The following is a 20,517-nucleotide window of genomic DNA, read 5'->3' as shown; positions in this document are numbered from 1 at the left end:
GGTTAAGACTCCGGTTTTTCACACCGGCATCCAGGGTTCAACTCCCTGATGGGCTATCATCGAAAACCACCAATATTCTTATTGGTGGTTTTCTTGAATTTATAGGCAATTATCGCTATAATTGTTGTTTGTACATGGAGATATGGCAGAGTGGTAATGCAGCGGACTCGAAATCCGCCGAACCGGTGTAGAGCCGGCGCACGGGTTCAAATCCCGTTGTCTCCTTAAAAAAACACCATTTCAATTGAAATGGTGTTTTTATTTTGCTGTTGAGTCACGTGTTGTAAAACCATGCATCAATTCGATTTGCGTATCGTCTAACTCCTCATGCCCCATTAACTTTGTTAACATACGCATTGAAACGGCACCTATATCATAGATAGGTTGTGTGATCGATGACATTGCTGGTCGCGTCATACGCGTTAACTGCGAATTATTACTAATTAATTCAAAATCTTGAGGTAAGTGCAACCCTAAATCAGTCAACCCATTCAACACACCAGCAGCCATTTCATCTGTCGTGATAACCGCTGCAGTAGCGCCAGACGTTTTAACAGCTTGGGCTAATTGATAACCTGCTTCATACGTATATCCGGCTTGGAAAATCAGTTTATCGTCGTGGTTGATACCATGTTGCGCAATAGCATCTTCATAGCCTTGGAATTTGTAATCTTGTTTTGTATATTTCGATAATAGACCTGAAATAAACGCAATGCGACGATGGTCATTTTCAATTAAATGCAGCGTTGCATCACGAAAGGCATTGAAATAGTCAATATTGACACTCGGCAATTTCTTTTGTGTATCAAGTGCCCCAGTTAACACGACGGGCAAGTCAATCGACAATAAACGTTCTTCAATTTCAGATGAGACTTGGTTTCCCATGAAAATAATACCGTCTACTTGCTTGCCTAGGAGGTTATCGATGAGATCATTTTTAATCTCACTTCCGTTAGAGCTCGATAAAATAATTTGGTAATTATACATATTTGCCACGTCTTCAATTCCACGTGCCAGTTCAGCAAAATACTGATCCGTTAAATCGGGGATGATCAATCCCACCGTAGTCGTTTTACGTGAGGCTAGCCCACGAGCAACTGCATTAGGTCGATAACCTAAGTCAGCAATGACTTTCTCAACTTTTTCTTTAGTTGCAGGTTTAACATTGGCGTTTCCATTCATAACACGCGAAACAGTAGCTATTGACACCCCGGCTTCACGGGCGACATCATAAATGGTGATTGTTGGTTTATCCATGCGCCTCACTCCTCTTCTTTTTCATTGTAAGCGTTACCACTATTATCATAGCATGTTTTCATAATTTTTTCATTTCGTAAAAAGTTATTTTAGCATAATTATCTTGAAAATAACACAAGGTTTCTGAAAACGTGTACAATAAGAGTCATCAAATAAAAAAGGAGTTTTCATCTATGTATCAAAATATTAAGGAACTGCAAAACTGGCTCAATGTACAACAACTTGATGTCGCTTATATTTCAGATTTCCACTCAATTTCGTACTTAACTGGATTCGAATCTGATCCGATTGAACGTATTTTAGCCCTCGTGCTATTCCCACAAAACGATCCCTTTATTTTTGCTCCAGCTCTTGAAGTTGAAACGGTTAAAGCAACTGGTTGGCCCTACCCGGTTTATGGTTACCAAGACTCAGAAGATGCTTTCGCCATGATTGCTGGTCATATTAAAGATGAAACCACTCATTTTGAAAATTGGGCTGTCGAAAAAGGTACCCTAACGCTTGAACGTGCCCAACAAATTCAACGTGTCGTCCCCAATGTGAAGTTCAAGGATGATTTAACGCCTCTAATTGAGCGTATGCGTTTAATTAAAACACCTGCTGAAATTGAAAAAATGCATCAAGCTGGAGCTGATGCCGACCGCGCCTTTCAATTTGGTTTTGATGCTTTAGCAACCGGTAAAACTGAACTGGAAGTCATGGCTGAATTAGAATATCATATCAAAGCACGTGGTGTGCCTGCTATGTCATTTGAAACGCTCGTTCAATTTGGCGCTCACGCGGCTAATCCACATGGTTCTACCGGTCAAACGAAGCTACTACCTGGAGAACTCGCCTTATTTGATTTAGGAACAGTCTACGACGGCTATGTCTCTGATAGCACGCGTACGGTCGCTTATCAGTCCGTGACTGATCATCAACGCGATGTATACAATGTTGTCCTTGAAGCGCAGTTAACGGCTCAGGATGCCGTTAAACCCGGAATGACGACCGGTGAATTAGATCAAATTGCACGTGATGTTATCACCAAGGCTGGTTATGGTGAGTACTTTGTTCACCGCCTCGGTCATGGACTAGGTAGTTCAGTGCACGAGTCGATTCAAGTTGCTCCCAACAATGACCTTGTTCTAGAGCCTGGAATGGCTTTCTCAATTGAGCCAGGTATTTATATTCCAGGAGACCTGGGTATTCGTATTGAGGATTCAGTCGTTCTAACCGAAGCTGGTGCTGACTCATTTACGCATACAACAAAAGACTTACAAATTATTGATTAAAAAAAGAGTTAGAACACCTCCAAATGGAGGTGTTCTAACCCTTTTTAGTTTTTAAAACTTTCGAAAACGTTGTTGGCGTCTAGAAACTAACTCATTTGGGTCTAGTTTCATCAATCGTTCGATTGAACGTTCAAGTCGAACCTGAACCAAACGCATTAAGCGACGCTTTGTCCATCCTTCAGGAATAACATAATCAATAACGCCTTCATCAGCTAATTCAGCCGCTGTTAAGCCCATAAGCCGTGCCGCCTCATCCGATCGTTTACCATCTTTCCATAAGATTGAGGCAAACCCTTCTGGAGAAAGCACAGAGTATGTGGCGTTCTCGAACATCCACACCTCATCAGCCGTCGCCAAAGCCAACGCACCGCCTGATCCTCCTTCACCATAAATAATGGCGATAATTGGAACAGTAATCTTCATACTCATCAGAATCGATTGTGCAATCGCTTCACCTTGCCCATTTTCCTCAGCTTCTTTACCAGGATATGCACCAGGCGTATTAATAAAAGTAATAATAGGTTGGCGAAATTTCTCAGCATGTTGCATCATACGTTGCGCTTTACGGTAACCACTTGGCGTCGGCGAACCGTTACGCTTGGCAATCTTTTCATCTAACGTTAAGCCTTTATCAATGGCAATAACTGTGACCGGTTGCTCGTTCAACATCGCTACTCCACTGACGATACTTGGATCATCACCTTGTAGGCGATCTCCATGCATCTCAAAAAAGTCCGAAAATAATGATTGAATAATATAATTTGCGGAATAGCGGTCCTCACGTGACTTAGCAACGACTTCAGCCGGATCCAAATCGTGTTTAAACAAACTCATGTTATGCCTCATTTCTGCGATGTAATCGAACCAACTTAGCAATTGTGTCTGCTAAATTCTCTCGTGTTACAATTTCATCCACAAAGCCTTGCTGCTTTAATGACTCAGCTCGTTGAAAATCATCAGGTAATTTTTCATGTAAGGTCTGCTCAATGACACGACGTCCCGCAAAACCAATTAACGCATGCGGCTCAGCTAATGTCACATCTCCGTCCATCGCGAACGATGCCGTAACACCACCCGTAGTTGGATCGGTTAAGACCACCAAATAGAAGAGACCAGCTTGTTGAAAACGTGCAAGCACCCCTGAAATTTTAGCCATTTGCATAAGCGATTGTATTCCCTCTTGCATTCTGGCACCACCTGAAGCGGTAAATAAAATAACGGGTAACTTTTCTTGTAAGGCTAATTCAAACAAACGCGTAATCTTTTCACCGACAATTGTTCCAAGTGACCCCATTACAAAATGACTATCCATAATGCCTACTGCGACTGCTTGTCCTTTAACCGTACCAGTTCCTGTCATTACCGCATCTCGCAACTTGGTTGTGCGCTGTGCTTTATGCAGTTTATCTGCATATCCCGGAAAATCAGGATTTTGTAACGAAAGTTCTGCATTCGTTTCAACGAAAGAATGATCATCTAAGACTTGTGCAACACGCTCATGTGCGGTTAGACGGAACCCATAGCCACAATTTGGACACACTTTATATTTTCCAAGTTGCTTCTCATAGAAATGCGTGTGGCAATATGGGCAATCAACAAAAAGACCGTCTGGAACTCTTTTAGCTGCATCTGAAGGTTCATTTTTAAATTGATGTGCTGCTCCCATCGTCACCCTCCTCAAGCTGCTTTTGCCAATTTGGCAAAAAGACATCTTCAATATAAGTCGTATTAAAATCACCCGCAACAAAGTTAGCATCATGTAACAAATCGAGTTGGAAACCTCGGTTTGTTTGAACACCATCAATTTGCGTTTCTGCTAATAACCGACGTAATTTTTGAATGGCCAAAGTGCGATTGTCATCTTGGGCAATCACTTTACCAATCATGGCATCATAGTATGGCTTAATTTGGTCATGTTCATAAATACCTGTATCAATACGACTACCCAAACCACCGTTAGGCCAGAAAAGGTGATCAATCGTGCCTGTGCTTGGCAAAAAGCCAGTTTCAGGAACTTCCGCGTTTAAACGCGCCTCAATCACATGACCTTGCATCCGTAAATCAGACTGCTTAATTTGCAATGATTCACCTGCGGCAATTAAAATCTGCATGCGTACTAAATCAATATTTACCAACATCTCAGTTACTGGGTGTTCTACTTGGATTCGCGTATTCATTTCCATAAAATAGAAATGACCCGATTCATCTTGTAAGAACTCAATCGTTCCAGTATTCTCATAGCCAATCGCATCAACCGCACGTTTTGAAATTGCACCTAATTCAGCACGTTGTTGTTCAGAAACACCTACTGCAGGCGTTTCTTCAATCAACTTCTGATTTTTACGCTGCAAAGAACAATTACGCTCAGGTAAATAAACTATATTACCTTGCTGATCCCGTAGAATCTGCATTTCAATATGGCGCACATTTGTCATCACCTTTTCAACATAAAGATGATCATCACCAAAAGCAGCCTGTGCTTCATGTTGTGCATCAGCAAACTGACTCGCCAATTCGTCTTGGTGGTAAACAAAGCGCATTCCTTTACCACCACCACCAGCGGCGGCTTTAAGCAGAATGGGGTACCCTATTTTATTAGCAACTGACTCCACCGCTTCGATATCACGTACAAAACCTTCTGAACCCGGAATTACAGGAACATCGGCCTTACGCATCGCTTCACGCGCCTGGGCTTTGTTTCCCATCAAAGCGATAACCTCAGAGCTTGGACCAATCCATTTGATGCCAACCGCTGTCACCATTTCAGCAAACATATCATTTTCAGAAAGAAAACCATACCCTGGATGAATGGCTTCTGCCCCTGTTAACAAGGCCGCACTCAAAATATTATTCATATCTAAATAACTATCTTGCGCCCGTGGTCCACCAATGGCGACCGCTTCATCAGCTAATTGCACGTGCAAACTATCTTTATCTGCAGTTGAATAAACTGCAACAGATTGAATGCCCATTTCACGCAATGTACGGATAATTCTAACCGCAATTTCACCACGATTAGCAACTAGAACTTTTTTAAACATACTTAGTCTCCAATCGCAAATGTTAGTTCAGCGGTTGTGACACGCTTACCATTTACATAAGCTGTCCCTTTACCCATTCCAACATTGCCACGGAACTTTTCCAATTCGACCGTTAACTTAATTTGGTCACCTGGCTCAACCTTCTTACGGAAACGTGCCTTGGGGATGCTTGCCAAGTAAACTGTTTTCCCTTTGAACTCGGGTAATGTCAAAATCGCAATTGCACCAGTTTGGGCCAAAGCTTCAATCATCATGACCCCAGGAAAAGTTGGATTTCCAGGGAAATGCCCTTGGAAAACTTCCTCGTTCATCGTTACATTTTTGATACCAGTTGCTGACTGACCAGGTGTAATTTCCTCAACACGATCAACAAGTAACATTGGATAACGATGTGGTAAGATTTCTTGAATTTCTTGTGTATTTAATTCCATGATACTGCCCCCTCCCTACTATTTAGTCGGGTATAATTTCAAATAGGTTCATTTCATAATCAACCATATCTTCATCTGCAACTAACACTTGTTTAATCGTTCCGCTCACGTCACTTTTAATCGGTGTCATCAATTTCATCGCTTCAATTAAAGCAACTTGATCACCCGCATTAACATGGCCTCCGACTTGCACAAATGGTTCTGCATCTGGATTTGGACGTAGGTAAACTGTTCCAACCAACGGCGCAGTAATATATGTTCCAGCGGGTTCCACAACAGGCGCATCCGTTACAGGTGCTGATTCTGGAGCTGGTCCCGCCGGCGTTTGCGTTTGCGTAACGACCGTTGGCGCCTCATTTCTACTTAAATGAAGTGTATATTCCCCTTCATTAACTGAAAATTCACGTAATGAACTTGCATCAAGCGTTTGAATTAAGTCCTTTAGTTCATCTAATGTTAATTCCAAAACTATTCACCCCACTCTTTAAAGACTAGCGCAGCATTGTGACCACCGAAACCGTAATTTGCAGACATCGTGTAATGCACTGGCTTCTTTTGTTCACCTTGCTTAACTAACTTTACGCTCGCTGTATCTTCACCTTGGTGGGTCATACCGATATTGGCAGGCATCTCATCACGAAGTAAAGCACCAACGGCAGCAATTGCTTCAACCGCACCTGCAGCACCTAACAAGTGTCCTGTCATCCCCTTAGTTGAAGATACATCGACACCTTTTTCACCAAAGACACTTGTAATCGCATTTGCTTCAGCCGAATCGTTCGTTGGCGTAGCAGTTCCATGTGCGTTCAAGTAATCGATTTGTTCAGGGGTCACATCAGCATCAGCCAAGGCTAGCTTCATTGATCCAGCAGGCCCTGAACCATCAGGCGTTGGCGCAGTCAAATGGTAAGCATCTGAATTTGCACCATAACCAACTACTTCACCCAAGATTTTAGCACCCCGGGCTTGGGCATGTTCTAATGATTCCAAAATCAAAATTCCAGAACCTTCACCCATAACGAAACCATTACGGTCTTCATCAAAAGGCAATGAGGCATGCATCGGATCCTTGGTTGTTGACAGTGCTGTTAGTGCTGCGAAACCTGAAATCCCCATCTTTTCAACAGTCGCTTCAGATCCACCCGTAATCATAACGTCAGCCATACCATGTTTAATGCGCAAGTAAGACTCACCAATCGCATTGGTTGCAGAGGCACAGGCAGTTGAAAGCACGTAATTTACGTTCCTTGCACCGTACCGCATCGACACATTTCCAGACAACATGTTTGGAATAGCCATTGGCACGAACATTGGGCTAACACGACGTGGTCCCTTATCATGCATTTTAATAACTTGTTCTTGAATGGTAATCAAACCACCAATTCCGTTACCTAAAATGACCCCCATCTTATTGGGATCAGTATTTTCTTCATTGATACCAGCCTGTTCAAGTGCTTCACCAGCAGCATGAACACCATATTGTGAAAACAAATCCATTTTACGGGCTTCGCGCTTACCAATACGTTCAGCTGGATCAAAATCTTTGACTTGTCCAGCAACTGAAATACCAGTATCTGAGGCATCAAACTTCGTAATCTCTCCGATTCCGACTTGCCCATCCATCAAATTATCCAAGTACGTTTCAGCTGTATTCCCAATCGGTGTGATTGCACCTAATCCAGTTATTACAACTCTTGTCATTTTCTATACCTCAATTGTTTCAGACTAAAGTGATAAACCACCATCAACAGTGATTGTTTCACCTGTAACATAGTCGTTTTCGATCAAAAATTGTGCCGTTTGTGCAATTTCATCAGCATTACCCAGACGTTTCAACGGAATCGCATCTTTAATGTTCGCTTGAACCTTTTCGCTTAATTGACTCGTCATATCAGAATCAATCATCCCTGGAGCAATTGCGTTCACACGAATACCACGTGAAGCGCCCTCCTTAGCCAATGACTTCGTTAAACCAATAAGTCCAGCCTTAGAGGCAGCATAATTTGCTTGTCCCATGTTTCCATGTAAGCCAACAATGGAAGATAGGTTAATAATTGCCCCCGTACGCTTTTTTAGCATGTGCTTAAAAACAGGTTGCGTAACATTGAACGTTCCCGTTAAATTGGTATCAACTACCTGAGCAAAATCCGCTGAAGACATCCGAATAGCAAGTGTATCCTTCACAATCCCAGCATTGTTAACGAGCACATCAATTTGACCAACTTCTTCAATGAGTGCTTGAATAACAGGTTGAATCGTATCCGCGTCAGCAATGTCTCCTAAAATTACGGGTGTTCCCTCAGGAAAATCCGCTAACACAGTTTCACTAGGTTGTGAGCGCCCATGTAAAATCACGTTCGCACCTAGTTGACTGAATCGTTTGGCAATTGCTAAACCAATACCACGCGTTGAACCTGTCACTAAAACATTTTTATTCTTTAAATCCATTATTTTTCCTCACCTACAATTTCATCTGTAACCGTTTGGAATGATGCTAAATCATTAATTGTGTAGCGGTCCACATGCTTATCTAAAATTTGCTTGGCAAACTTCGTCAAAGTTTTATCTGGGCCTAATTCTAATGTTGCATCCAGCCCTTGCGCTTGCATGGCCAAAAGTGCATCAGAAAAATGTGTTGGACTGACAATCTGTGTCGTCAATGTTGCTTTAACGTCATCAAAAATCGCACCTGTTGTATTCGAGTAAACCGGTACGTTCATTGGCGCCATCGCCTCATTGGCTAACCGTGGTGTCAATTCAGCTGCTGCACTGTCCATAAATGGTGTATGAAAAGCACCACTTACAGCTAGCGGCACAACCTTAATATCTTCTTGTTGTAAGTTTTCAGCGAATTGATCAATATCTTCAGCTAAACCAGCAATGACCAATTGCTTTGGTGTATTAAAGTTAGCTGGATAAATCGTAGCGCCAGCCAACTGAGCTTGATGAATCAAACTTAAAATACGATCCTGATCTTTATCTAAAATAACTAACATTTTACTATCAGTCGCATCACTTGCAACTTGCATAAAGCGACCACGATCCTGCAAAATTTTGAAGCCTTGTTCAAAGGTCAAGACACCAGCGATTGCTAATGCCGTATATTCACCCAAACTCAACCCCACTGCACCGACAACTTGTTCTTTAATCTGGTCATCTAATGCAGCATAAATTCCCATTGACATCGTGTAAATCGCCATCTGGGCATACTGTGTTTGAGCTAGTTTCTCATCATTTTCCAGGATTTCCTGTTGAAAATCGTATCCAATTAAATCACTGGCTTGATCAACCACAGCACGATAAGCCGCATTTTGCTCGTAGAGATCGCGTCCCATACCAGCTTTTTGTGCGCCTTGCCCACTTAGCAATAAACCAATTCGCATTACTTGGTCCTCCAAGTTTGATTCAATAACTCAGATGCTTGCGTCCACGTGTCTGACAAAATGTCGGCAACTGGCTTAACATCCTTCACCATTCCAGCTGCTTCACCAGCCATGAAGGCCCCGGTGCTCTTGTCTCCATCGATTACAGCTCGCTTTAATGAACCGTTCTCAAGTTCCTCAATCGCATCAGCATCTGGCTTTGGCTTAGTCACTTCGACACGCTCATTTTTAATGTATTGCTTAGCCATCGGTGTTTTAAGCACACGGGCACGATTACCCATTAATTCACCCGTAACGACCGTTCCAATATCACGTGCTTTAACAACAGCATCCTTAAAGTTTTGGTGAATTTCAGATTCATCAGAAGCTAAGAAACGCGTTCCCATCTGAATACCACTAGCCCCAAGCATAATTGCCGCCGCAGCACCGCGACCATCGGCGATTCCACCAGCCGCAATGACTGGAATATCAACAGCGTCAACCACCTGTGGCACCAAAGTCATCGTTGAAAGTGAGCCAATATGACCCCCAGACTCCGCACCTTCAGCAACAACAGCGTCAACACCCTTTTTCTCCATCATCTTGGCTAATCCAACTGAAGGTACCACGGGAATCACAATGATACCGTGTTCGTGCAATTCATCAAGAAAAGGTGCTGGATCACCCGCACCAGTTGCGACGACCTTCACACCTTCTTCGATAATGACATCAAAAACTTCACGAATATGACGTGACATAAGCATCACGTTCACACCAAAAGGCTTATCCGTAATTTCACGTGCACGTTGAATTTCCGTTCGGACTTGATCTGCGTGCCAATAACCAGTCCCGATAATACCAAGGCCACCAGCTTCCGAAACGGAACCAGCTAATTGACCAGTCCCTGCCCAAGCCATACCACCTTGAATAATCGGATAGGTCATCCCCAACTTTTCAAAAATTGGGTTATCTAACTGTACGTTCATGTGAGCTCCTTATTTACGTTCTTACTTTGCGTCAATTTGTGCTTGAATCTTGTTTACAAGGTCTTGCACTGTCTTGATATCTTCAGCAACTTCCAATTCGATATCGAATTCTTCTTCAACATTGTTCAAAACTTCAAACAAATCCAATGAATCAGCTTCGATATCGTCCTCAAAGTTTGTAGTCAACTTAACATCATCTTTGTCCAAATCGAATTGGTCCATCAAAATAGCTTGTACCTTGTTAAAAATTTCTTCGTTAGTCATGATAAATAATCTCCTATGGTTTGTGTTTTAGTCGCTGAACGACTTAGATTTTTTTGCATAAATGCATACAATAATTATAACTTAAATTTGGATTAATGTGGTACCAGTTGTTAAACCTGCCCCGAATCCAGCCAACATTATTTTTTGACCAGGCTGAAGTTGACCTTGAGCCTGTAACTCTGCTAGTAGAATAGGTACACTAGCTGCACTGGTATTCCCATATTCTTCTACATTAATCGGAAACTTATCCAGCGGCTGATCTAGATGGTGCGCAATGCTCTGAATAATACGTGCATTGGCTTGATGCAAAATAAATAAATCTACATCATCTACACTAAGGTCATTTTCCGCTAAGACTCGTAATATGAGTTCTGGAACACGGCGAGTCGCAAATTGATAAACGGCGCGTCCATCCATGTGAAAGGATAGATCAGTCGGCACATCAGTCGCATTAAAGACCGTATGTTGATTTAATTGCCCCGCAGTTAGCGCAGCTCCTTGATCACCATATGACTTAAATCCTTCACCAATCAAGCCAACTTCGGCGTCAGTCTTACCAACTAAGACCCCTGCTGCCCCATCTCCAAAAAGAACGGCAGTAGAACGATCATGCCAATCAACTAAACGACTTAACGTCTCAGCACCAATGACTAGACCATGTTGATAGCGCGTCTCAATTAGCTTTGCAGCTAAACTTAAAGCACTAACAAAACCCGTACAGGCAACATTGATATCAATCCCAAAGGCATTGTTTGCACGCAATAATCCCTGGACTTGTGTCGAAACCGTTGGGGCCAACGCATCTGGTGACATTGTTGCGACGATAATAAAATCGAGCTCTGATGCTGCCAAATGCGCCTTATCTAGTAACTTTTGGGCGACTGCATAGGCTAAGTCTGTTGTCGTTTGTCCTTGCGTAATGTGACGTTGCCGAATTCCAGTTCGACTTTTAATCCATTCATCTGACGTATCCATCATTTGTGATAGATCGTTATTTGTAACGCGATTCGCTGGTACGGCTAATGCCGTTGATAAAATCGAAAATTTTTCCATTACACCATCTTTACTTAATAGATTGATTTAGATTATCCAAATATTCTTGGAGATGTAAAATTGCATCTTCAACTACCTGCATATCCGACACATTTAAAGAATCAACTAAATAATGCGTTAAATGACGATGAAACGATTGATGCGCACGGTAGACAACGCGTCCGCGATGCGTTAACCCCAAACGCACAATCCGGCGGTCAGTTTGAGAACGGCGACGTTCTACATACCCCTTCTTAACCAACTTATCGATGGCTGTCGTCATTGAACTGGGTGTCAGATGGACTTCTTTTGCCACCTCAGATGCACTCGGTTCATCATACATTGAAATAGCCGCGATGATATGCATTTCTTTTAAAGAGATATCTTTAAAAATTGATTCATGCAACGAAGCTTCTTCAATCCAGCCAACCTTATTGAAAACATCAACAAGGGCATCGTTAATTTCTTCAAAAGTGTCATCACTCGCAACCATCACTATTTCTCCATCTTTTAATTTGCTTGCTCATCATTTGAGACAACAAACATGAGTTCAGCTTTTGTTGCTAATTGATCATCAACATATGTCTGAACTTTTACGGTTCCCATATTTTCACGTAAATTACCAAACTGGACATGCATCTTCATCACATCCCCTGGGGTAATCATGCGCTTGAATCGCGCTTTATCAACTCCAGTCATGTAGGCCGTTTTACCGACAAACTTAGGGGAAGACAAAATCAAAATTGAAGCGGCTTGCGCCATTGCTTCAATAATGTATACACCGGGAACCACCGGGTTACCTGGAAAATGACCTTGAAAATAAGGTTCATTAATTGTTACATTCTTTGTCGCAACTAAGCTTTCATCAGGCACCATCTCGTCGACATAATCCACATAAAGAATGGGATAACGATTTGGAATTAGTGCCATAACTTCTGTCGTATTTAAGGCAACCATTGTGTCACTCCTTTTTCTTTTTATTTCGAACGTCGAAACATTCGATAATCAAATCATATAAATGTTTTACAAAAAAGTCAATTGAATTTTAGATATTTAAGAAAAAAATCGCACAAAAAAAGCCCCAATTGCTTGGGACTTCGCATTTTATTTATTTAGAAACACTGCCAGCTAAACCTGACTTACCTGAATTGGCTAGTCCTGTTTTCTTAGCGGCAGACAAGGCCTGCTTACCAGATTCAGCCAAACCGACTTCGTCATCTGTAATCGCCTTAACTTGCGCTTCGATTGTTGCTAAGTCGTCGGCAACATTTTCGCTGGTTGCATGATCCAATTCATTTAAAATCGTCTCATTTTCAGTCGCATCTGCTTGAATTGCATCCAAATTGTCTAAATTTAGCACAATCGTTTCTTCTGCATCATCTTTTTTTGCCTGTGCGGCTTCACGTGCATCAGAAACCTTGTTTTGCGTCTTTTGCCACAACTCGTTTGAACTCTTCTTCACTTGTTCAGAGGTAGCAGCAGCTTTTTGCTTCAACGCATTGGCTTGTTCATCAAGACCAGCCTTGGCGATCAAGTCATTGACTGCGTATTGCGCATCAACCAAGCGCACCTTAGCTTCATCACTCAACTTACCCACTTCATTTTGAATTTCGGCTTGTTGCTTTTGATCAAGTCGCTTATAAACAGCATAACCACTTGCAGCAATGGCACTACCAACAGCGATTGTTTTAATGAATTTATTTCCCATGTATTTTCCCTCACTTAAGCTTCTGTCTTTTTGCTTGACTTACGCCCTTTACGTAAGCCATTCACAGTTGAAAAGGCTGTTGCACCCTTGGCCATATTCTTTGAACGGGCCTTACCAGTTAGGTTCTTGGTTGCTGAATTCAAATCAGACACTGAGACACCCAAATCGGCTACAGCTTGTACAGCAGGATCTAGAGTTCCGACCTTACCATTTACATCATCAATCAATGCATTGGCATTAGCAAGCAACTCATCAGCTTCACGCGCAATAATATCAACATCAACTAGCACGTTTTTTAAGGGACGTGTAATCCGATATACCAACAAACTGATTGAACCGAGTAATAATAAAATGGCGATAGCTACGATTAGCCACGCTAAACCACCTAATGACATAAAAACCTCCACTGCTTCTGTTTTTGTATTTCCTTCATTGTACCTGTTTCTCAAGCACCTTTCAAATAAAAAGCCAAACGTCTTCAATTGAAATCGTTTGGCTTTTTATTATTTTTGTTCTAGCTCTTGCACAAGTTCTTCGAATTCATTCAAACGTTGTTCAAAAGTTGCAAAGGCTTCTTGAAGATAATCTGGTTTCGTCATATCAACACCAGCTTGCTTCATCACATCAATTGGGTAGGCAGACGATCCCGCCTTAAGATAAGTCTTGTAACGATCAACAGCTGGTTGCCCTTCTTGGATAATCTGATCAGAAAGCGCCGTGGCCGCCGCAAAGCCAGTACTATATTGGAATACATAGAAATTGTAATAGAAGTGTGGGATACGTTCCCACTCATGAGCAATTTCTGGATCTGGCGTCAATGCTTCACCATAGTAGCGCTGATTTAGATCAGCATAGGCTTGGTCTAGAACTTCAGCCGTTAACGGAACCCCGGCCGCATCTTGTTGATGCATCCATTGCTCAAATTCAGCAAATTGTGTTTGACGGAAGACGGTTCCCTTAAAGCCATCCAAATACTGATTCAAAATATAGGCACGTAAAGCCTTATCATCAACGGTCTTTAATAAGTAATCCGTTAATAGGTTTTCATTGGTCGTTGACGCAATTTCAGCCAAGAAAATTGGGTAGTCTCCATATTGATAGGGTTGATTATGACGGGTTAGATAACTGTGTGCACTATGACCCATTTCGTGAACCAGTGTATACAAGTTATTCAAGTTGTCGACCCAATTCAACAACATGAACGGATTTGTATCATACGCCCCACCAGAGTAAGCACCTGATCGCTTCCCTTGATTTTCAACAACATCAATCCAACGTGAGTCAAACGCCTGATTCACAATATCTAAATAGTCTTCCCCTAATGGTGCCAAAGCCTCTAACGCTTCGGCTTTAGCAGACTCAAAATCAATTGCATAATCCGGTTCACCTAAAATAGGGGTGTATAAATCATAGGAATGAAGTTCTTGCAAACCAAGTAGGCGCTTCCGCAATGCAACATACCGGTGCAATAATGGCAACGCTTGGTTAACTTGTTCAACCAAGGTGTCGTAAACCACTTCGGGCACCTGATTGGCAGCCAAAGATGCTTGACGTGCGCTGTCATAATGATGCGCTTGCGCCATAAAATTATGCCCCTTAATGTGGCTTGATAGCGTTGATGCAAAAGTATTTTCCAACGCAATATAAGACTTATAGAAAGTTTGGAAAGTTTCTTTACGTACAGATGGATTGGTTGATTCCAATAAACGCGCATAAACGCCGTTTGATAGTTGTTCCGTCTCACCAACATCATTTTTCACAGTACCAAATTTGATGTCTGCATTATCCAGGATACTAAATGTCTTTTCTGAGGCACCAAAAACGTCGCCAGCTGCCGCCAAAAGTGATTCTTGATCTGCCGAAAGCACATGTCCCTTCTGCGTTAAAATGGCATCAAAATAGTGTTGGTAATCGGCCAATTCTGGCGTAGTTGCCTTAAATTCGTGCCATTGTGCATCCGTTAATGACAATACTGCTGGATCAAAGAAGGCAATCGCGCTTGAAACACGTGCGGCTAGTCCCTGTACTTGGTCAAACATCCCTTGATACTGACTATTAGTCGTATCTTGATCATTTTTCATTGATGCGTAAACGTAGAGCGTCTCCAAATCACGCATCAACCCTAGTCCATATTGAAGCGCTTGTAACAGCGCAGCCCCTGAATCAGTGACGTGCTCAGCAAAATAGGTTGCCCCATCCAAGCGGTCACTTAAATCTGCAAAGGCCGCTTCCCAGGCTGCATCAGTTGGATAAATCGTACTAAGATCCCACGTCTGACTGGTTGGAACCTCATCTCTGGTTGGTAATGTATTGGCCATTTTAACACGCTCCTTTTTTAATCGTTCAAATCTCAAACTATCGTTTGAATTGCTTGAAAATCAATTGTTTAAGTCATTTTATTATACTTTTCTCATTTAAGCAAATCAGGTTCTTGTGCCAAGTGATGACCTGTTACGCTGTCCACCATTGCAAAACATCCATTAAACATCGCCTGCGCCAATCCGTATCAGTAATAAAAGCACTTTTATGCCAAGGCATTTGGGTGACAACATGCTCCAACACCACTAAAGATTGTGGACCGCGCGATAAGGTAAGCCACAACTGCAATAAGACATACCAATACGGTATCTTGGGACCAGGGGTTAAGTACACTGTGGGTAAGCAGCAGTCAGGGATTGCGTTTAGATTGAACCCAGCTTGATAAAGGTCACTTTGGATTTGGCGATATGGCGTTTTACCGTATTTTAGCCCGCGAATAATTTGACGCCGTAAATGTCTTGGACAAATATTTTGATGGCGCCACACATATTTATTTTCCGCATCATAAGTTATTTTTTCAACCTTTTCTTCGTGAAAAAAATAGGCATATAGTCCGTTTTTTGAGAGCTTTAAGAATGCATATGGTAACTGTCTCAAATAATTGCCACCCAAAATCCAATGAACGTGTAGATTAGCTTGCTGATAGCATTGTGTTCTGCGGACCACAGCCGCATACGAGATCCGTGCACATTGATACTCAATCACTGTCAACTGCCCCTGCTTTGACATCAACACCATATCGGCTCGTTGCTTTAACTGCGGCAAATATTGTTCAATTTCCACATGATAGTGCTTTTGTTTAAAATAATTGGCCAGCATTTGTTTACCTTGCTGATGTTCGACCGATTCCGTCGCATGCTTATTTGTCTGCGCTTTATGATAGTTCACCATTTTGCCATTCACTCCACGTCGCTGCAAGACAACCCTGTGGCACCAGAAACATTCATCTGGTTGCTTCGCGTCAATCCTAATTCGATGTCTTCGCATCTTTTTCCCCTCCCATAACAGAGACGCAACGTAACAACATTTTGACAAAAAAAACTCAAATGTGGATGACCCACATCTGAGTTTTTATTTTAAACATTAAAATATTGATTAAGGTGATCTACTGCATGATCATTTAAGATTGTGCGCCCATGTTCAGCAACAACCGCTTGATCTAGGGGACTCACCTTCCCGTATTCCAAAGCAACACTCAACAAATTTTGTCGATCAGCAAGCTTCAAATCGTTCGCAAATTCAAGTGAAAGGTAGTACTTACCTTTATCTTCGTATAAGCGCGTATTTTCGAGCCCGCTACCAACAATTTGCGCCAATCCTAAGACATCTTCAAAATCGTTAAAGCGCATGAAAGCGACATTAGGGACATCTTCAGCCACAATCGCTGCATTTTTTGGTGCAGCACTTGTATTCGGTTCAAAAACCTTTTCGACGCTATCCCCACTTTCATCTTCATCCGTTCCTAATAACTTTTTTAGTAAATCACTCGAAACATCATCATTTGGGTGAGCATCATCTTCATCTTGATTACCAACCACTGACTGCATGATGCCTTCCATCATGGCTTGGTCAGGTGCACGAGTTGAGATAAAGACCTCAAGCCCATCGCGCTTTGGTAATACCTGAAACGACACAGCACCATCACTCTTATTTAAAAAATCATAATCTTCGTCCGCTTCTTCCAATAATCCGCGAAAAAAGCTCTCAATTTCATCTTGGTTTCCCATTAGCTCTGTAATGGAAACACCCCGCTCCGCTAAATCATGATTTGTTAAATCAACGCGAATCGTATCTTCATTAATACGTTCAAATTCCATAATATCTCACCCCCCTTTCGCATCGTTTATAACGATACATTATACCAAGCCTCATGATAAAAAAATACCCAAGTCGCTTGATTATAGCTTTTGCTTTGTGAAGGCCGCCGGTGAATAGCTACTAGTCCGCATGTTATAACGATTTTCAAAGTCTGCATATTTCTTAAGTGGTCCACGACCATCAGCTTGCCAAATTGTATAATAATCGCGGAGAGTCCAGGTCGACATAACCGCAAATTGACGATTATCATCCATCCGTTGTAATAATTGACTGCCAATCAATCCAGTAACATTCACCATCGTATCAGTTTGATAATTGTTCCATTGCTTTTGAAAAGCACCCATTTCTTCTTCCGGAATTGTTAAGAAAGTAAAATGAATCCACCCACGAATGTCATCAGTTTCTCCAACAGCACTGAGCACATCATAACTAACTGGATTGGCAAAAACTGACGTTGCCGTGTTAGTAGCCTCCAGTAGTTGAAAATTATTCTGATCGCGATCATCAATCGTTAACAACATATGCCGCTCTGGGTTTTCTGTTTGTAATGCTTGGAGCACTTTTTGGCTACCAAAAGTTGTATGTAAATATTGTTTCATTATTTAGCCTCATTTCAAGAATCTATACATCTAGTATAACGCTTTTCATTATTTTCGGTACCACATTAGTGTAAGACCATCGTCAACACCAAAACGAGCATTGAAAAGCTATTATTAACAAAATGCAAGGCCATTGCATATTGAATTTGACGCGTTTTTTTATACACAATTGCTAGAATGAGTCCCATCAAACTATACTGTAAAAAATCAAATAAATTGAATCCCGTATAAACGTGATACAAACCAAATAGGCCTGCCGAAAGGAACACATTCGTCCACCACCACCCATTTTTAAAAAAGTAGTTTAGGATTATGCCACGAAAAATCAATTCTTCAACAAGCGGTGCAACGATTACGGCTAGCACCAAGATGAAAATCAATCCATAGCCCTCTTGCTGGGCCATTTGCTCTAACATGCGCTGATTTTCAGGTTCAGACACTTGACCCGTCACCAACACGCGAACGGCATTAATCACCATGCTCCCCACAATGATTGAGGCAAAGCCGTACCCAACCCACTTTAATTTTTGCACCTGAAAGGGATGCAAGCCGACGTTCGGACTAACTCTGCGGATAGCCCATAACATGATGGATACGGTCATAGCCATAAAGATTATGGTAATGCCCACCATAAGTACCGTTGCCAGACGTCCTTTTGCTGGGAAACCAAATGACAATGCTAAACCTTGACTGCCAGCCGTCGCAAATAGTTGAATAGCTGTATTCAAAATAATCCCCACAACTAACCAAACAATGCCTTTGAATAAGTTATCAACTGTTTGTAGGGTCTTATTGTTCATCCTTTGGCGCCTCCTTTTTATTGTGCTTAGTCTGTTGTAACTTAAAAACCAATAAACTCATCAAATAGGTAAAGCCGATAACTGCTACGACAAAAACGATTGCCGCTACCCAGATAGGCCAGTGATAGTAGCCGCTCAACATCGACAGACCCACGAAGCTCAACAAGGTTATCATGCAAAACCCTGCAAAAATCAATCCACGCATGTCTTCCCTCTTTTCTTTATTCAAATATCTCTTCTATTTTACATGAACCATTCTTAAAACCATAATGATTAGTCACCCTATTTTTTCTTTTAACAGAATATTAAAATCTAACAAATCCACTAGACTTGCTGTTTGTGCATGCTAAAATAAAACGGTTCATTAAATTTATTTTGAAGGAGTTTATTATGAAATCATTTATTAAAGAGTTCCGTGAATTTATCACAGATGGTAACATTATTGACATGGCCATTGCCTTTATTATGGGAGGTGCTTTACAAGTACTTCTTAAAGCCTTAGTTGATGATATTTTCATGCCTATCATTGGTATTTTTACCGGTGCTGTGTCGTTTGCCGATATTGTCTGGCAGGTTGGGCCTGCCCAAATCAAAATTGGTAGTTTCATCTCAGCTGCCATCACATTCGTATTAACTGGTTTGATTATCTTTATCATGGTTAAAGCGATGAACAAAGCCCGTGCCTTAACTGGTAAGACTGATGATGATGATAATGCAGATGACGAAACTGAGTTAGCTGTACTACAAGCAATTCGTGATGAATTAGCCGAACAAAACAAAATCAATACTCACGTAAAGTCGAACTAATCATAAAATTTTAAAAAAGCGGATCCAGATTCTGGGTCCGCTTTTTTATCCCCCTCTCAATAGAAATTGTCAAGAATTGCATTCCATGATTTTATTAGCTAAGATAGTTATCGGCAAGTTAGTTCGACAACTAACCAAATCCTAAAGGAAGAAGGACAATCATGGTGATTATCACAGCTGGAATGATTGGCGTTGGTAAAACAACATTAACAGATTTAATCGCAAAGCATTTGGGAACGGAGGCCTTCTTTGAACCAGTTGGAGACAACCCGGTCCTCCCACTCTATTATGCAGATCCAAAGCAATATGGTTTCTTGCTTCAAATTTACTTTTTAAATAAGCGTTTCGCAATGATTAAACGCGCATTGGCGGATGATAATAACGTCTTAGATCGTTCAATTTACGAAGATGCATTATTTACACAAGAAAATCATCGCGAAGGCAATATTTCCGACGCTGAATTAGATGTCTACATGCAACTTCTTGATAATATGATGGCAGAACTACAAACCATGCGTAAGAGTCGTCCAGATTTAATGGTCTTTGCCAACGCTGATTTCGATACTATTTTGTATCGTATTAAAAAGCGTGGACGTGACTATGAACAATTCGAAGATAATGCTGAACTACGTGATTACTACTATAAAATGTGGTCAGCATATCAGGATTGGTATGAAGCTTATGATGCATCACCAAAAATGATGGTTGATTTGCAGAAATATAATTTGGAAGACCCAGAAAATCAGGCAATTGTGTTGCAACAAATTGATGATCGTTTAGCAGAATTAGATGCGCAAAATCAATAAAAAAAGTCTCTCA

25 protein-coding genes and 1 tRNA gene are annotated in these 20,517 nt (G+C 41.5%); 4 read left to right on the top strand and 22 right to left on the bottom strand.

Annotated features, from left to right (window positions below; all coding sequences use genetic code 11):
* Positions 1-136 precede the first annotated feature (136 nt).
* A tRNA-Ser gene (locus IV50_RS05570) sits at positions 137-225 on the top strand.
* A gap of 33 nt (positions 226-258) precedes the next feature.
* Here the strand turns inward: IV50_RS05570 and ccpA are convergent.
* Complete coding sequence (gene ccpA / locus IV50_RS05565; RefSeq protein ID WP_057746295.1) at positions 259-1,257, bottom strand: catabolite control protein A; 999 nt, start codon at positions 1,255-1,257, stop codon at positions 259-261.
* A 173-nt stretch (positions 1,258-1,430) separates the two neighbouring features.
* Between ccpA and IV50_RS05560 the strand changes: the two genes are divergently transcribed.
* A complete protein-coding gene (locus tag IV50_RS05560; RefSeq protein WP_057746292.1) occupies positions 1,431-2,531 on the top strand; it encodes a M24 family metallopeptidase in 1,101 nt (366 codons plus the stop codon).
* A gap of 51 nt (positions 2,532-2,582) precedes the next feature.
* Here IV50_RS05560 and accA read toward each other — a convergent pair whose 3' ends face one another.
* From accA to IV50_RS05455, 21 genes are all read right to left on the bottom strand, one after another.
* Positions 2,583-3,365 carry a carboxyltransferase subunit alpha gene (gene accA / locus IV50_RS05555; protein WP_082626019.1) on the bottom strand — a complete coding sequence of 261 codons (783 nt, stop codon included), beginning with the start codon at positions 3,363-3,365 and terminating at the stop codon, positions 2,583-2,585.
* A gap of 1 nt (position 3,366) precedes the next feature.
* Entirely contained in the window at positions 3,367-4,197 is an 831-nt protein-coding gene (gene accD / locus IV50_RS05550; RefSeq protein WP_057746289.1) for an acetyl-CoA carboxylase, carboxyltransferase subunit beta, read from the bottom strand.
* Complete coding sequence (locus IV50_RS05545; RefSeq protein WP_057746286.1) at positions 4,175-5,572, bottom strand: acetyl-CoA carboxylase biotin carboxylase subunit; 1,398 nt, start codon at positions 5,570-5,572, stop codon at positions 4,175-4,177. The genes accD and IV50_RS05545 overlap by 23 nt, the downstream gene beginning before the upstream one ends.
* 2 nt (positions 5,573-5,574) lie before the next feature.
* Entirely contained in the window at positions 5,575-6,006 is a 432-nt protein-coding gene (fabZ, locus tag IV50_RS05540; protein ID WP_112468440.1) for a 3-hydroxyacyl-ACP dehydratase FabZ, read from the bottom strand.
* Between the two features lie 19 nt (positions 6,007-6,025).
* Positions 6,026-6,469 carry an acetyl-CoA carboxylase biotin carboxyl carrier protein gene (locus tag IV50_RS05535; RefSeq protein WP_057746280.1) on the bottom strand — a complete coding sequence of 148 codons (444 nt, stop codon included), beginning with the start codon at positions 6,467-6,469 and terminating at the stop codon, positions 6,026-6,028.
* Positions 6,470-6,471: 2 nt separating this feature from the next.
* The gene (fabF, locus tag IV50_RS05530; RefSeq protein WP_057746277.1) at positions 6,472-7,704 is read right to left on the bottom strand and encodes a beta-ketoacyl-ACP synthase II; all 1,233 of its coding nucleotides are present in this window, start codon (positions 7,702-7,704) and stop codon (positions 6,472-6,474) included.
* Positions 7,705-7,728: 24 nt separating this feature from the next.
* Positions 7,729-8,451, bottom strand: a complete 723-nt coding sequence (gene fabG / locus IV50_RS05525) for a 3-oxoacyl-[acyl-carrier-protein] reductase (protein WP_057746274.1) — start codon at positions 8,449-8,451, stop codon at positions 7,729-7,731.
* Entirely contained in the window at positions 8,451-9,386 is a 936-nt protein-coding gene (locus IV50_RS05520; RefSeq protein ID WP_057746271.1) for an ACP S-malonyltransferase, read from the bottom strand. The genes fabG and IV50_RS05520 overlap by 1 nt, the downstream gene beginning before the upstream one ends.
* Positions 9,386-10,351: a DUF561 domain-containing protein gene (locus IV50_RS05515; RefSeq protein ID WP_057746268.1), complete on the bottom strand. Its 966-nt coding sequence runs from the start codon at positions 10,349-10,351 to the stop codon at positions 9,386-9,388. Before IV50_RS05515 ends, IV50_RS05520 begins: the two co-directional genes overlap by 1 nt.
* A 21-nt stretch (positions 10,352-10,372) precedes the next feature.
* Positions 10,373-10,615 carry an acyl carrier protein gene (locus tag IV50_RS05510; protein ID WP_057746266.1) on the bottom strand — a complete coding sequence of 81 codons (243 nt, stop codon included), beginning with the start codon at positions 10,613-10,615 and terminating at the stop codon, positions 10,373-10,375.
* Positions 10,616-10,696: 81 nt separating this feature from the next.
* Entirely contained in the window at positions 10,697-11,668 is a 972-nt protein-coding gene (locus IV50_RS05505; protein ID WP_057746263.1) for a beta-ketoacyl-ACP synthase III, read from the bottom strand.
* A 10-nt stretch (positions 11,669-11,678) separates the two neighbouring features.
* Complete coding sequence (locus IV50_RS05500; protein ID WP_057746260.1) at positions 11,679-12,140, bottom strand: MarR family winged helix-turn-helix transcriptional regulator; 462 nt, start codon at positions 12,138-12,140, stop codon at positions 11,679-11,681.
* 17 nt (positions 12,141-12,157) lie between these two features.
* The gene (fabZ, locus tag IV50_RS05495) at positions 12,158-12,604 is read right to left on the bottom strand and encodes a 3-hydroxyacyl-ACP dehydratase FabZ (RefSeq protein ID WP_057746257.1); all 447 of its coding nucleotides are present in this window, start codon (positions 12,602-12,604) and stop codon (positions 12,158-12,160) included.
* Between the two features lie 151 nt (positions 12,605-12,755).
* A complete protein-coding gene (locus tag IV50_RS05490) occupies positions 12,756-13,355 on the bottom strand; it encodes a hypothetical protein (protein WP_057746254.1) in 600 nt (199 codons plus the stop codon).
* Positions 13,356-13,369: 14 nt separating this feature from the next.
* The gene (locus IV50_RS05485) at positions 13,370-13,750 is read right to left on the bottom strand and encodes a DUF948 domain-containing protein (protein WP_057746252.1); all 381 of its coding nucleotides are present in this window, start codon (positions 13,748-13,750) and stop codon (positions 13,370-13,372) included.
* A 108-nt stretch (positions 13,751-13,858) separates the two neighbouring features.
* A complete protein-coding gene (pepF, locus tag IV50_RS05480) occupies positions 13,859-15,673 on the bottom strand; it encodes an oligoendopeptidase F (protein ID WP_057746249.1) in 1,815 nt (604 codons plus the stop codon).
* Positions 15,674-15,806: 133 nt separating this feature from the next.
* On the bottom strand, positions 15,807-16,661 hold the full coding sequence (locus tag IV50_RS05475) for a competence protein CoiA family protein (protein WP_057746246.1): 855 nt from the start codon (positions 16,659-16,661) through the stop codon (positions 15,807-15,809).
* Positions 16,662-16,750: 89 nt separating this feature from the next.
* Positions 16,751-17,491 carry an adaptor protein MecA gene (locus IV50_RS05470; RefSeq protein WP_057746244.1) on the bottom strand — a complete coding sequence of 247 codons (741 nt, stop codon included), beginning with the start codon at positions 17,489-17,491 and terminating at the stop codon, positions 16,751-16,753.
* 81 nt (positions 17,492-17,572) lie between these two features.
* The gene (locus tag IV50_RS05465) at positions 17,573-18,091 is read right to left on the bottom strand and encodes an antibiotic biosynthesis monooxygenase (RefSeq protein WP_057746241.1); all 519 of its coding nucleotides are present in this window, start codon (positions 18,089-18,091) and stop codon (positions 17,573-17,575) included.
* A gap of 65 nt (positions 18,092-18,156) precedes the next feature.
* Positions 18,157-18,891 carry a CPBP family intramembrane glutamic endopeptidase gene (locus IV50_RS05460; protein WP_057746239.1) on the bottom strand — a complete coding sequence of 245 codons (735 nt, stop codon included), beginning with the start codon at positions 18,889-18,891 and terminating at the stop codon, positions 18,157-18,159.
* A complete protein-coding gene (locus IV50_RS05455; RefSeq protein WP_057746236.1) occupies positions 18,881-19,096 on the bottom strand; it encodes a hypothetical protein in 216 nt (71 codons plus the stop codon). Before IV50_RS05455 ends, IV50_RS05460 begins: the two co-directional genes overlap by 11 nt.
* A 185-nt stretch (positions 19,097-19,281) precedes the next feature.
* Here IV50_RS05455 and mscL point away from each other — a divergent pair, with 185 nt between their 5' ends.
* Positions 19,282-19,698 (top strand): large conductance mechanosensitive channel protein MscL, encoded by a 417-nt coding sequence (mscL, locus tag IV50_RS05450; RefSeq protein ID WP_057746234.1) that lies wholly within the window; start codon positions 19,282-19,284, stop codon positions 19,696-19,698.
* Positions 19,699-19,859: 161 nt separating this feature from the next.
* Entirely contained in the window at positions 19,860-20,504 is a 645-nt protein-coding gene (locus tag IV50_RS05445) for a deoxynucleoside kinase (RefSeq protein WP_057746231.1), read from the top strand.
* Positions 20,505-20,517: the final 13 nt, after the last annotated feature.

The organism is Weissella viridescens (assembly GCF_001437355.1).
GTDB classification, from domain to species: domain Bacteria; phylum Bacillota; class Bacilli; order Lactobacillales; family Lactobacillaceae; genus Weissella; species Weissella viridescens.
Note: the sequence above shows the minus strand (reverse complement) of the source record. Positions and strands in the feature narration are given on the sequence as shown.